Source organism: uncultured Methanobrevibacter sp. (assembly GCF_937906425.1).
Classification (GTDB): Archaea; Methanobacteriota; Methanobacteria; order Methanobacteriales; family Methanobacteriaceae; genus Methanobrevibacter.
On the sequence record NZ_CALCYR010000240.1, the window covers coordinates 1 to 14,655 of the forward strand.

The 14,655-nt window shown below is 30.1% G+C and carries 11 protein-coding genes; 5 read left to right on the plus strand and 6 right to left on the minus strand.

Going from position 1 to position 14,655, the window contains the following annotated elements:
• Window positions 1-60: 60 nt before the first annotated feature.
• Together Q0138_RS06930 and Q0138_RS06935 are read right to left on the minus strand one after the other, a co-directional pair.
• Window positions 61-942 carry a UbiA family prenyltransferase gene (locus tag Q0138_RS06930; RefSeq protein WP_297982518.1) on the minus strand — a complete coding sequence of 294 codons (882 nt, stop codon included), beginning with the start codon at window positions 940-942 and terminating at the stop codon, window positions 61-63.
• 281 nt (window positions 943-1,223) lie between these two features.
• Entirely contained in the window at window positions 1,224-2,699 is a 1,476-nt protein-coding gene (locus Q0138_RS06935) for a glycosyl transferase GT4 family protein (RefSeq protein WP_297982520.1), read from the minus strand.
• 385 nt (window positions 2,700-3,084) lie between these two features.
• On the opposite strand from Q0138_RS06935, the gene Q0138_RS06940 reads away from it, so the two are divergent.
• Together Q0138_RS06940 and oadA are read left to right on the plus strand one after the other, a co-directional pair.
• On the plus strand, window positions 3,085-4,179 hold the full coding sequence (locus Q0138_RS06940; protein ID WP_297982522.1) for an inositol-3-phosphate synthase: 1,095 nt from the start codon (window positions 3,085-3,087) through the stop codon (window positions 4,177-4,179).
• Window positions 4,180-4,787: 608 nt separating this feature from the next.
• Window positions 4,788-6,503, plus strand: coding sequence for a sodium-extruding oxaloacetate decarboxylase subunit alpha (oadA, locus tag Q0138_RS06945; RefSeq protein WP_297982525.1), 1,716 nt, complete (start codon window positions 4,788-4,790; stop codon window positions 6,501-6,503).
• A gap of 394 nt (window positions 6,504-6,897) precedes the next feature.
• On the opposite strand, the gene Q0138_RS06950 is transcribed toward oadA, so the two are convergent.
• Together Q0138_RS06950 and larC are read right to left on the minus strand one after the other, a co-directional pair.
• Window positions 6,898-7,506, minus strand: coding sequence for a hypothetical protein (locus tag Q0138_RS06950; protein WP_297982529.1), 609 nt, complete (start codon window positions 7,504-7,506; stop codon window positions 6,898-6,900).
• Window positions 7,507-7,890: 384 nt separating this feature from the next.
• Entirely contained in the window at window positions 7,891-9,165 is a 1,275-nt protein-coding gene (gene larC / locus Q0138_RS06955; protein WP_297982531.1) for a nickel pincer cofactor biosynthesis protein LarC, read from the minus strand.
• A gap of 328 nt (window positions 9,166-9,493) precedes the next feature.
• On the opposite strand from larC, the gene Q0138_RS06960 reads away from it, so the two are divergent.
• The 3 genes from Q0138_RS06960 (at window position 9,494) to Q0138_RS06970 (ending at window position 12,366) form a co-directional block, all read left to right on the plus strand.
• Entirely contained in the window at window positions 9,494-10,696 is a 1,203-nt protein-coding gene (locus Q0138_RS06960) for a phosphatidylglycerophosphatase (RefSeq protein ID WP_297982534.1), read from the plus strand.
• A gap of 102 nt (window positions 10,697-10,798) precedes the next feature.
• Entirely contained in the window at window positions 10,799-11,626 is an 828-nt protein-coding gene (cobS, locus tag Q0138_RS06965; RefSeq protein WP_297982537.1) for an adenosylcobinamide-GDP ribazoletransferase, read from the plus strand.
• A 185-nt stretch (window positions 11,627-11,811) separates the two neighbouring features.
• Window positions 11,812-12,366 (plus strand): tRNA (cytidine(56)-2'-O)-methyltransferase, encoded by a 555-nt coding sequence (locus tag Q0138_RS06970; protein WP_297982541.1) that lies wholly within the window; start codon window positions 11,812-11,814, stop codon window positions 12,364-12,366.
• 299 nt (window positions 12,367-12,665) lie between these two features.
• Here Q0138_RS06970 and Q0138_RS06975 read toward each other — a convergent pair whose 3' ends face one another.
• Window positions 12,666-13,787 (minus strand): DUF763 domain-containing protein, encoded by a 1,122-nt coding sequence (locus Q0138_RS06975; RefSeq protein ID WP_297982544.1) that lies wholly within the window; start codon window positions 13,785-13,787, stop codon window positions 12,666-12,668.
• Window positions 13,788-14,118: 331 nt separating this feature from the next.
• Window positions 14,119-14,619 carry a fumarate hydratase C-terminal domain-containing protein gene (locus Q0138_RS06980; protein WP_297982547.1) on the minus strand — a complete coding sequence of 167 codons (501 nt, stop codon included), beginning with the start codon at window positions 14,617-14,619 and terminating at the stop codon, window positions 14,119-14,121.
• Window positions 14,620-14,655 lie beyond the last annotated feature (36 nt).

Here is a 14,655-nt window from a genome sequence, read left to right on the forward strand (position 1 = left end):
CTTAAAAATACTTTAAAATAAAATTAAAAATACTTAAAAATACTTAAAAATACTTTAAAATTAAATTAAAAAACTTAAAAATGGCCAATTAAAAGATCCGAGTACAAATGCCACAAAACTTATTAACATAGCTATCTTAAGATTTTTAGAAACCTTTGCACAGGTTTCCTCTGGAGGATTTAACTTTAAGCTATAAGCGCTGTATAAAAATATGATAATCGGCACAATCATTATAATCATGTATAGGATGTTAAAAATCTTATAGAAATATAGGATTGGGCACATCAATGTAGTAACAACGATTAAAACTATTGAAATGATTGAAGAGATCTTTTTGCCATACAGGATAGGGAATGTCCTTGCTCCCTCCAATTTGTCACCTTCAATATCCTCCATATCCTTGACAATCTCACGAGCCAAAGTCATGAAAACAGCAAAGAGGCCTAAATAGATTGAAATGAATAGGATATTCAATGAGGAACTTGCACAGGATATTACTGTTCCTGCAATTACAAAACAAAATCCTGTCAATATTGCAACTGTTAAATTACCTACCAAAGGCATAGCCTTGAGATTTCTTGCATAAAAGTACATGATAATTACTGCAGGAATAACAATGACTGAAGGCCAGATTGCCCCAACCATAAAATCATCCACAATGCTTAATGCAACACCAATGGCAAAAAGAAGGTAAGAGTAATATTTTGCATTCTTTAAGCTAATTCTTCCTGAAGGAATAGGCCTATTAGGTTTATTGATCTCATCAATTTTATAATCAAAAACATCATTTATTGTATTTCCCCCACCTGTGCATACGAAAACGATTAAAGCACAAACAATGGCAGGCAAAGCATAATAATGAGCAACAAACATAACTAAAACAACAGAAATAGCTGCCATAACTGCATTTCCCGGACGAATAATTTCTAAATAAGCATTCATCAAATTCACCACAATAAAAATCAAAGTTTAATTTATTCTATTTTTACTTTATTTTATTTAGATTATTTTATTTTTACTTTATTTTTACTTTATTTTTATAATAATCTATTTAAATTAAATAATATTTATAATTTAATTTAATTGATTAAATAATTTACTTTAATTGATTTAATAATTTACTTTAATTGATTTAATAATTTAATTGATTTAATAATTTAATTGATTTAATAATTAATTTATAATTGATTGAAAAACTATTTTAATTTTAAAAAATGAAAAATTTAATTTAATTCATTCAAGAGTTTTGCAAAGTTTGAAGCCATATTTCTCATGGAATACTTTTCAACATCAGCATCTGAACTTAATTTAATTGAACCCCTTTCTTTAAACTCATTATAAATCCCTAATACTGCTTCCTTGGTTGAATTCAAATCAGAAACATGATAACCCACATTTGTCTCCTTGATTAAATCATTGAGAGAACCTTCCTTATACCCAATTGAGAGTACAGGTTTTCTTAATGCAAAATACTCATAGAGTTTACCTGGAATAAATATTTTCTCCTTTTCATCATTCCAGGAGATAAGCAATAAAACATCAGAATCAGCCTGTTTTTTAAGAACCTCATCATGAGAGATTCTTCCACCTATCTTTAAAATATCTGAAAGACCATATTTCATTCCAATTTCATCCAAATTGCCGCGGTCTCCATAAAATTCAATGGAAATCTTGGAGGAATCTATTTTTGATTCATCTTCAAGCTCTCTAATGGCCTTAAACAACAATTCAGGATCTCTTTTTCCACCATATAAGGAACCTGCATAAATAAATTTTAATTTTGAACTTGAATTAGAACTTAAATCCTCAACATTATCTTCATGTGAAGACTCTAAAACCTTAAAATCATCCATATCATCTTCTTTAAATGAATCCAAGACCTTAAAATCACCCTCTTCTTTAAATGAATCCAAGACCTTAAAATCATCCATATCGTCTTCTTTAAATGAATCTAAAACCTTAAAATCATCCTCATCATAACCTGACAAAATAGCCTCAATCCGCTTGTCTGGATGTAATGTGGAAAGAGTTTCCTTTGCAAGTTCACTAGTGCTTGTTAAGGCATCAACATTTTCAAATGTTTTCTTCTCAAGATTTAACTCAAAATGCTCCCTTATAAAAGAATGGGAAACATATGGATTTAAATTCCAAAGGTCCCTTAAATCAGCAACCCAAGGAATATCATATTTTTTCTTCAAGTCTTTTGCAATTGTATGGCAGGTAATGGGCCATGAGGAACTGATTATTGCAGAAATGTCTTCACTTTCAATGATTTTAGAGGCTTCTTCAAATGCAGGTTCATACCAATACTTCATACCATCAGGATAGGCGAATATTTCACCTGCAAGAGATACTGCCTTAGATAGAAGAGGATTTGAAACTGAAGAGGAATCCTTAAGCCTATCATTATCTTTCCCACTATTGGAATTTGAATCAAGACCTTCAAAAGAGACATCCTTAGTGTTCCCCTTTTTAAACTTAAATTTATTCAAATAATGGGAAAACATATCCTCATAATCAGTAATGACTATTTTAGAATCTAAGGAATCATTTTCCAATGGAACATTTCCTAAATCCGGCGCAATAACAATTACCTCCCAACCGAATTCAGGCAAATATTTGGCCAATGCCCTCAAACGCTTTGAAGCAATTTCATTTATTTGATTAAAATAAAATGCTATTAAAATTACTTTTCTCATCAAATCACTGCCGACAATAAATTTCAAAAGACTTTTAATAAATAAATTTAATAATTATACACAACACAAAAACATAGATTTTTGCCAAAATACAAAAAAGCATAAGTTAAAAAAACAAAACTTATGCCAAAAACAATAGACATAAGTTAAAAAAAAACAAAACTTATGCCAAATTATAAATAGATATAAATATCATATTAATTATATCTATAATTGTTAGATATATAATAATCTATTGAAAAATATCTATTGATTAATTATCTAAATTTAAGATATATTTAAAAAAATTAAAAAGATTTAATGACTTTTAAAAATTTTAAAATAAAATTTTTTAAGTTTTACATATTAAATATAATATTTATTAATTTTTTACTATGGTGAAAGTATGAGTAAAATTAAAATTGCAATAGTAGGAATTGGAAACTGTGCAAGTTCCCTTATCCAAGGAATTTATTATTACAAGGACAAAAATCCAGAGGATGCAATTGGACTTATGCACTGGAAAATTGGAGAATGGGATCCAACAGACATTGAAGTTGTAGCTGCTTTCGATATTGATGAAAGAAAAGTTGGAAAAACAATTGATGAAGCTATTTTTGCAAAACCAAACTGTACAACCGTTTTCCAAAGTGAAATTCCAAAAAGTGATGTAAAAGTTTTAATGGGACCTGTCTTAGATGGTGTCAGTGAACATATGGCTGATTTCGAAGATGACTACACCTTTAAGGTAGCAGATGAAGAAGCAGTTGATGTTGTTCAAGCTTTAAAAGACAGCGGTGCTGAAATATTACTTAGCTATTTGCCAGTAGGTTCAGAAGAAGCTGCAAGATTCTATGCACAATGTGCATTGGATGCAGAAATTGCATACATTAACTGTATGCCTGTATTTATTGTAAGTGACCCTGAATGGGATGCTAAGTTTAGAGAAAAAGGAATTCCTGCTGTTGGAGACGATATCAAAGCACAAATTGGTGCAACCATTACTCATAGAACATTAAGTAACCTCTTTAAGGAAAGAGGCGTAAAATTAGATCACACTTACCAAATCAATACTGGAGGAAACACTGACTTCATGAACATGCTTAACAGAAAACGTTTAGACTCTAAAAAAGAATCTAAAACAGAAGCTGTTCAAGCGGTTCTTGCAGAAAGAATGGATCCTCATGACATACACATTGGTCCAAGTGATTATGTACCATGGCAAAAGGACAACAAGGTTTGTTTCTTGAGAATGGAAGGAAGAACCTTTGGTGACGTCCCAATGGAAATTGAACTTAGATTAAGTGTAGAAGACTCTCCTAACTCTGCAGGTTGTGTAATTGATGCAATCAGATGTTGTAAATTAGGTATTGAAAGAGGAATTGGCGGACAATTAACCTCCATTTCATCATATGTGATGAAACACCCTCCAGTCCAATTTACAGACGACGAAGCTGCTGCAAATGTAGAAGCTTTCATCAATGGAGAATTAGAACGTTAAGACTTTCTTAACTTCTCTCTTCTTTTTTATTTTTTCTATTTATTCATAATCTATTTCTATTTCTATTTCTATTTGATTTAAACCCATTATTCTTTTATTTCATTTTAAACAAAGGCTATTCTAATCAAAAATAAAAAAAATATTTCAAAAGAATAAAAACTATTTTTATTATATTAAATTCTCCTTTAAAATAAGAAAATTGACTCTTTTAAAATTTATTAAATAAAAATCCAAATTTTTTAAAAAACAAATATAAACAAAATATAAATAAATTTAAAAATCTGATTTTTTTAAAATAGTCATTAACAAAATATAAATAATTTTAAAAATGATTCAATATTTTCAAACCTCATATTACTTACATTAAACAAATGAAAAAAATTTCAAATAAAAATCAGACATCTACTATTTTCCATGAAAAACTTGAAAAAAAATAGTTAAGTATTATTAATAGTATTAACAAAATATATTAATATAATGAAAATTTTTATATCAATTTTTTAAATGCTTAAATCGAACCAATATTAGAAAACCTTTTAAACCATAAAAACTTAAAATGATATAAAATTTATTTTATTTTAATAATAATTTTAGAGTGAGGTGTAAAGATGAAAATAAAAATTACAGAAACTGCACTAAGAGACGCTCACCAATCCCTTTTAGCAACAAGAATGAGAACCAGAGACATGGTTCCTATTGCTGAAGAAATGGATAAAATCGGATATCATGCCATTGAAGCATGGGGTGGAGCAACATTTGATAGTTGTATAAGATATTTAAATGAAGACCCATGGGAAAGATTAAGATCATTAAAAGAAGGATTCACAAAAACTCCTTTACAAATGCTCCTAAGAGGTCAAAACTTAGTGGGATACAAACATTATCCTGATGATATTGTAACTAAATTCGTAGAGAAATCCTACGAAAACGGTGTGGACATTTTCAGAATTTTTGATGCAATGAACGACGTTAGAAACATGGAAAAATCCATCAAGGTCGCTAAGGCACAAGGTGCACATGTACAAGGAACCATCAGTTACACAATCAGCCCAGTTCATACTGTAGACAAATTTGTCGAATTTGCTAAAGAGCTTGAAGCATTGGAATGTGATTCAATTGCAATCAAGGATATGGCTGGTTTAATTGATCCGGCTAGTGTTTATGAATTGGTTTCCAGATTGAAAGAGGAAACTGACCTTTTAATCAATTTACACTCACATTGTACCAGCGGTATTACTCCAATCAGTTATTATGCCGCTTGTCAAGCAGGTGTTGACATTTTAGACACTGCAATTTCTCCATTGGCATGGGGTACTTCCCAACCTCCAACAGAAAGTATTGTAGCATCCTTAAGAGGAACTGAATTTGACACTGGCCTTGACTTGACTGCATTAAATGAAATCAAGAAATACTTTGAAATCTTAAGAGAGAAATACGGAGGCTTAATTGACCCAATCAGTGAAAGAATTGATACTGACGTATTGATTTATCAAATTCCTGGAGGAATGCTTTCAAACTTAATTTCACAATTAAAAGAACAAAATGCATTAGACAGATATCAGGATGTATTGGAAGAAATGCCTCGTGTAAGAGAGGATATGGGATTCCCACCTCTTGTAACCCCTACAAGTCAAATCGTAGGTATTCAGTCTGTAATGAATGTATTGAACGGAGAAAGATACAAGATTGTATCCAACGAAGTTAAGGAATACATGAAAGGTAATTATGGACGTGCTCCAGCACCAGTTAATCAGGAAATTGCCAAAAAGATTATTGGTGATGAGGAACCTATCACCTGCAGACCTGCAGACCTATTGGAAGGAGAATATGATAAATTCAAAAAAGAAGGGGAAGATCTCGGAATAATTGAAAAAGAAGAGGATATTCTCACTCTTGCCCTCTATCCTGCTGTGGCTAAGAAATTCTTAAAAGGAGAAGCTGAAGAAGAAGAATTGGTTTCAGTGGAACAAAAATCTATGGAAGACAATTCATTAAACGCTATTCCTACCGAATATTCTGTAGAAGTGGATGGAGATGTCTTTGATGTTAAAATCATGCCAACAGGATTTATGGAAGTTGAAGAAACCGACAAGGGTCCATTCACCCCAGTTGAAGGAGGATTAACTTCTCCAATGCAAGGTATGGTTCTTAAATTAAAAGTAAATATTGGAGACAAGGTCCAAAAAGGTTCTGTAGTAGCAGTTCTTGAAGCTATGAAAATGGAAAACGATATCCAAGCTGAAAGCGACGGAGTAGTTGAAGAAATTTTCGTAGAAGAAGGAGACACTGTTAATGCAGGAGACAATTTAATGGTTATTAAATAATAACCACTTTTATTTTTTTTAAAAAAGAGATTTTTAATCTCTTTACACCTTATTTTACTTCATTTTGATTAAAAAAAAAAAACTATTTTTAAAAAACTAATATCCATTAATTTTAGATAAAAAACTATTTTTAAAAAACTATTTTAAAAAAACTATTTTTAAAAAACTATTTTTAAAAAACTAACATCCCTTAATTTTAGATAAAAAACTATTTTTAAACAATTTCTACAAAAGAGAAACCCAATAAAACAAGCATGAGTTCGTTTAGTATAAAACTTTTTAAAAAGGAATTCTAACACAAAAATAAAAAAGCATAGAAAAAAGAAAATAAAAAAAATAGATAACTAAAAAATTATAGAAAAAATAGTAAAATAAGGAATAGATTAAATAAAAATTATCCATTGCCTATTCCTAAAAAGAAATAATCATAAGTATTTTTCAAGGTCTCTGGAGCCATCCAAGGATATTTCTCTTTCAAATATCTCTTAATCTCATCAGCCTTTAAGATCACATCTGCCTTATTTAAAAACTTTTGAGACCTGAAATAATCATTTAAATCATCACTAATATCTCTTGATTGTTCATATAATCTCATCAATTGACCTGAAGGAACTTGAGGAAGTGATTCCTTAAGAATATCAACAGGAATTAAATCAAAATGATTTTCAATACCTAAATTAAAGATTAAATTTAAAAGCAAATCATTGGCATTTAAAACAACTCTTTTTGGAATTGCTTCTGCTTGTTCCTGAGAAATAACACCATCTGCTAAAGCCTTATCAACATTTGTCTCAACAACAAGCTTCATATTATTATCAAAAGCGCCATTTTTAAATTGGAAAATAAAAATTCCCATAAAAACCATTGACAAAAGTGCTAAAGCCATTGAAAGATATCCTAAAATCTCTGAATTAAATTTAAGCTTATTTACCAACAAGACAATTATTGCAAAAACAATGGTAAATCTTGATAATGTAGCAAAATTAATTTTTGGAATCTTCATTCTCTCACCCTTTTTAATCTTTTAAAAATCAACTCAATTTTTCACAAAAATTAAAATACAATTATAAATAATCTTTCGTATTATTTAAATTTTTTTAAACAAGATAAAAAAAATCCTAAAAACAAAAACTAAAAAAACTGAGTAAACAAATCCTAAAAACAAAAACTAAAAAAACTGAATAAACAAAATCCTAAAAACAAATTCTAAATTAAAAATCAGCGAAAAAGTGAAAAAATTAGAAAAAATAGAAAAAATAGAAAAAATAATGTAAATAAAATTAAAAGAATAAAATAAAAAAATAAAAGAATAAAATAAAAGAATAAAATAAAAGAATAAAATAAAAAATTAAAAGAATAAAATAAAAAAATAAAAGAATAAAAGCACTTACTGCCTATTATTCTCTAAAAAGTCTCTAATCATAGTATTGGCAACTTCCCTAATTTCTAATAAAGGAATGTCCTGTTCTACAGAAATTCTGCGTATGTCCTCATATTCAGGCCTGTGGGAAATTATCTCATCCCCTAACAATCCTATCTTAAAGTTAATAGTGTAAATGTGGTCTCCCACATTAATGTCGAGAGGTATGAATTGTCTTTCAGCAACACCTCTGTGAGTGTTTTCAGAAATTCTGATTCCCAATGTTCCAGTTTCCTTAAATAAAATGTTTACCAAATGATCAACATTCTTGGCCCTTGAAATAACCTTTATCAAATGCCCAGGCCTGTTTTTCTTCATGGTGATTGGAACCATTGAAACGTCTGAAGCTCCTTCAATAAGCAATATGTCAAAAAGGAATCCTAATTCCTCACCGGACATATGATCAATATTTGTTTCAATAACATAAACCTTATGCTTTTCATTAGTTTCCTTTGACTTGATGACTCTTAGGACATTAGGGAAATCGAATTCCTTAGATCCGCAGCCATAGGCAATCTCTTCAGGAGACATCATAGGTTGGAATTCAAGAAACTCATCACATAATTCCATATACAATGCACAACCTGTAGGAGTTGCAAGTTCACTGTCTACAGGACCGCCAAAGCATTTTGCCTCCCCTTTTGAAAAGTCATCAAATTCATCATCATTTAAACCCTTAAGAATATCCAGACTTGCAGGAGCAGGAACAGGAATTCTTCCATGAGCTGATTTAACTGTTCCTCCACCAAGAGCAATAGGAAGACCTATAACCTTATCCTTATCCATTCCCAAATCATAATAAGCACAAATAGAACCTAAAACATCAGCAACTGCATCTGCAGCGCCAACTTCATGAAAATGAACTTCCTCCAAAGTTTTCCCATGAACACGAGACTCTGAAATAGCTATTCTTTTAAATACTGATTTTGCCTTTTCAATCATTTCATCAGTTAAATTTTCAATCTCGGCAAATCTCAAAAGGTCAATTTTTTCCAAAAAGTCTGGAAAATGAATGTGGTGATTGTGTTCATGATCTTCATTTAAAACACACACATTGCAAAAGCTTGACTTGATACCTGATTTATCTACCTTTTCAATGGAAACTTCAACCTCACCAAAGTCATAAGCCACATCTCCCATAAGATTTTTAACCTTTTCACAATCCGCTCCCAAATCAACAAGAGCTCCTATAATCATATTTCCAGAAATACCTGCATTCTGAGGGTCTATTATAAAAACCATAAAATTACATCCCTAAAGATAATTTAAAACGATAAGAATAATTTTTAATTGATTAATAAGAATATTCAAAATTCAAAATAACTATTAAATTAACAAATGGATAATCCAATTCAAAATAACTATTAAATTAACAAATGAATAAACTATTTCTAAATAAAATATTAAATTAAATGAATAAATAAAAATCCATTATACTTATTTTATAATTACAATTAAATAATATTTATTATAAATCTATATCTGTTAATAGGGAATAAAAAATTTATTTCATAAATAATCAAAGATTAAAATTTAAGTCTTATTAAAAAATCATTGAAGAGGAATTTAATTGTCTAAGAAAAATAAGAAAAACTTGGAAAATGAGGAAATAAAGCAATTAAATAATGGAACACTCATTAAAATGGAGGATGCATTATACATCAACAATCCTGATTATTTCCTAACATTCAGTGACTTGAAAATCAGCGATGGAATAGACATTATCGAAAACATAATGATTTTATCCAACAATTACATCAATTTCAACAGATTGAATGAAGGAGAAATCATTGATGATGTGGAACTGATGGAAATAACTGAAATGTATAAGGAAAACAATGAAATTGAAGGGGGATACATCTCCCAAAACTTTGATAAATTGGAATTTATCACAAACACCTATGATGACATAAGCATTATCACAGTTGTTTCAAATGACCTTGAATTGCAGAAATTCACAGATGATTTGAAAGTCTTAAACAGCTGGAAAGGCTTTGAAAAGGCCAAACTGGAATTTGGGCAAATAATCATATTGGACCATTCCCTTAGTCCAAAACTGCTTATTCAGCTATACAAGACTGCAATCAAGCAAAAGGCAAAATTCTTCGAGTCCCTAAGACTGCCTCTTCACATAAACAATATTTTAAACAACAATGATTTTTTAGTTATAGCATCCAATCTCCCAGAAGAGACCTTAAATCAGGATTATGTAATGGACGTTGGTCTAGACATTACAAATCTTGAATATGAAGATGATGAAATTGATTTTAACGAGTTCAGCCAAAGAATTGAAGATGCAGTTACAATAAGCTGTGAAGATGCATTGGAAAAAATAAATCTGAATGCAGGCATTTTGGATTATTTCGTATCTGAAGGAATTCTCATAGGGGATTTGATTGAGGCAGGATTTGCACTTCTTGAAAATGTGGAGGAAAGTGATGACTTAAAAGAGGAATTGGAAAAAATCCTTGTTAAAAACTTCTCTGACAAGAACATAAATGGACTTTTAATGTCTGCAATAAGACTTGAAGATGACCTGAACAATAAAAGAATAAGGGAAATTGACATATCTAAAAAAGAGATTCACTTCTATCCAGACGAATTGATTGGAATAAGCATTGCAAATCAAATCGCCGGAACAAAGGGAGTTTTAAACTTCAGAAGATATTCAAAAAATAAACCTGGAATATTATATGGATTAGGACCAATCCTTTCAAATGCCTTTGCAGGACTTATTGCAGGTTCAATGACCAAACTATTTGAAGAAAAATAAAAAATAGCTTCTTTTTACTTCATTAATATAAAATTATTGAAAAAATTAAATTCACAAAAACATCAAAAAAATTAAAATAAAAATTTAATAAAAGTTGAAAAAATGAAAGAACATAATAATGACGATTATTTTAAAAAACAAAAGCCTTCTATCCTACGTTCAATTGGAGGCCTATTAACATTTACAACAATAATTCCATTAAATGTCTACACAACAATAGATGAAATGGCTAAAATGACTTGGTTCTGGCCAGTCATAAATGCATTTGTTGGGCTAATTGGAGCAATTATAGCCTATTTGTTAATGGGCATAATTCATTTTGACCCGCTGCTTGTTGCATGCATAGTCTATGGATTTTTAATAATGATTAACGGATTCAATCATCTTGATGGATTGATGGACTTTGGTGATGGAATTATGGTCCATGGAACTCCTGAAAAGAAATTGAATATAATGAAGGATCCAATGACCGGAGTTGGCGGAATCGCTACAGGATTTGTGGTTGGAACAATTACAATAGCTGCATTAAGTTCCATCTTAAATTTTGCTAATTTAAACAGCATCTATGGAATCCTAATGATTGCAATTGGGGAAATGTCAGCAAAGGTAGGGCTTATCACATGTTGCATAAGCTCCAAGCCATCACCTGAAGGCATAGGAAAATATTTCATAAAATACATCAACATTGCAAATTACATTGTTGGAATAATCATTGCATTGATAATTGCAATAATCCTATCCTGGCAATTTGGAGCCATTCTTGGAATTGCAGGGGTTTTAGGCGGAATATTTGGAGGAGCATTATGTTCATTGCTTGCTAAAAAACATTTAAAGATAGCAAATGGAGACGTTTTAGGAAGTTCAAATGAATTGGGAAGACTTTTCTCCCTCCTCTTCATGATAACTGTTTTTTCAATAGCTGTTATTTAATTTAAGAAATAATTAAAATTAAAATAAATATTTTATTAAAACTATAAATATTATAAAAATAATTTAAATTTAAAAATAATTTAAATTACAGAAAAATTCAATAATAATGATTAAAAATAAAAATAATCAAAATCACACAATAAACAAAAATCAGGGATTTAAATTTATAATAAGAAGGAAATAATATGAACATTAACGTTTTAAGATTAGATCACAGAATTGGCAGGGATACACGTATTACAACCCATGTTTGTTTAACTGCAAGAGCATTTGGAGCAAGTAAAGTTTGGCTGGCAGGTGAAGAAGACCACAGCATGATGAAAAGTGTAAGAGACATTGCAGACAGATGGGGAGGGGACTTTGAAATCGAATACAACAAGTCCTATATGGAAGTCATAATGAACTGGAGAGACAATGGAGGAAAAATAGTTCATTTGACAATGTATGGTTCCCAAGCCCATGAAATAGTTGGAGAGGTCCAAGACTCCGACAGCGACATTCTGATTATTGTAGGAGGTGCAAAGGTACCTACAAAAGTTTATAAAAATGCTGACTGGAATGTTTCAGTTACTACACAGCCACATTCTGAAGTGGCTGCACTTGCAATTTTCCAACATTTATTAATGGACGGAAAAGAATTTGATTTGGAATTTAAAGATCCTGTCTTTGAGGTTATTCCAACAGCTCATGGAAAAACAGTTAATATCCATGACGAAAATAGAAAACCAAGAGAAGAATAAAAAAAAATAAAAAAACAATAACTAAACTAAATATATTTAAAAAAAGTAATTTAATTAAAAATTACTTTTAAACCCTTTTCTATTTTAAAAAAGAAGTAATTTCATAAAAAATTACTTTTAAACCCTTTTCTATTTTAAAAAAGAAGTAATTAATTAAAAATTACTTTAAACCCTTTTCTATTTTAAAAAAGAAGTAATTAATTAAAAATTACTTTAACCATTTCTATTTTAAAAAAAGAATTTAAAAAAATAATAAACTAATTAAAACTATTTTTAAACAGTTATTATAAACAATGATTTTAAGAAATAAAATCGTCCAAGCGTTTTAATGCTTTCATTTTATCATACTTGTCTAATTTTGCCTGATATAAAGCGTCCTTAACTGTTGCAATGGAATTATCATAAACTTCCCTATCAACAGGATATGGAAAACCGTCCTTTCCACCATGGGAAAAAGTATACTTTACAGGATCCTTCCAACTTGCAGGTTCTCCAAAGACCAAATCTGAGATTAAAGCAAGAGCCCTTATTTTTTTAGGACCTATTCCATTCAATAGAATAAGTTCCTCATAGTTTTCAGGCTGAATTTCCCAAGCATTTTTCAAGACCTCAAATTCCTTATCAGACAAGTCCATATCCAAGACCTGGTGATGGGCAGGCAATGTCAAGGTATTTTCCTTATCTATACTGAAATCAGTTAAAAGAAGTTGATTTTGGTCTTTTCTCTTAAAATAGCTTCGCAAATGGTCAGGATTATCATTAATCAAATCAACACTGATTTTTTGAGACTCCTTACTATCCTTTGAAGCCATATTCAATGCCTTTTTCTCCATTTTATCACAGGAGATTCCATTATGGGGATCTGAAAGAAAATCATCCACATTGCTGCTCATCCAATGGTATCTTCGAGCATATTTTGTTGCAGTGTTCATTCCCTGTTGCACAACCGCCCAATCACCTTTTTCAGTCACAAAGAAATTGTGAACATACAAGGTATAACCGTCCTGGATACATGAGTTGTCAACCTTTGCCGAAAGCTTGCTGGAATTAATCATTTCATCCACACTGCTTGTTTTAAGGTTAAATATTTCACCTGCATACTCAATTCCCTTCGGAGTATTGCGGGAAGCAGAACCCTTTCCTCCAGAGATATAAATTCCATGCTCTTCAGGTTTTATGGAGGATTTAAGTGCACCAAGGGTTGTGGTTGTTGTACCTGAAGAATGCCAATCAAATCCAAGAACGCAGGAAAAGGCCTGAAACCAGTAAGGATTTGAAATACGATTTAAAAATTCAAGAGGACCATACTCATCGATAACAACTTCAGAAATAGCTCCTGAAAGCTTTGTCATTCTATCAAATAGCCATCTTGGAGTATGCCCTCCATGCAATGGCAAATTTGTTGTTCCCCTTCTTTGCATAATTAAATCTCCACGAACATAATAAAAAAATTAAATAAAATAATGCCAAATTTAAAATTTTTTAAAAAAGATACACAATAAATTTAAAAAAATTAATTAAAATAATGCCAAATTTAGAATTTTTTAAAAAAGATACCCAATAAATTTTAAATAACAAATAAAAATTTTCAAAATCAAATTATAATATATTTTTAAATATATAAAAACTTTTAACGAGCATTTGAAAACTAATATTTTAAAAAAGAGGAAAAAAGAATAAAAAAATTTTAAAAAAAACCAGATTATAAAAATTAGAAAAAAACAAAAATAGCTAAAAAATATTAAAAAACACTTACAAAGATTCACCATGAGCAATAGCTACAATTCCAGGAATGTCACGAACTTCAAGCTCAAAGAAAGCTTCCATTCCTTCCTCCTTATAAGCCACACAGCTCTTGCTTACTACATTGTTTGTCAAAAGTGCAGCAACTGGAGGGCAAACAATAAACACAGAATTATATTTATTTAACTCCTCTTTTGTCTTTTCAGACAATGAACCTTTTCCAATATGAAATTTAACCCCTGCAGATGAAAGTGTTGGAATGGATGATTCTATTTCAGTCTTATTACTTGTAGTTGGAGCTATTCCTGCAACACTAAATGCTGTATGCATAATAGCCATTCCCTTAAAATCAAAGGGATATTTGTCAGTATCACCATCAATAATTGATCTTGATAACTTAGGCAAAACTGCATCCCTACCGCAATACATTTTACCTGAAAGGGATATCTTATCCCCTACTTTCAAATCATTTATGACATCATCAGTGATTGGAGTTTGAATTAATTTCATAATAATAAATATTTTTTTAAAATTTATAAAATTTTC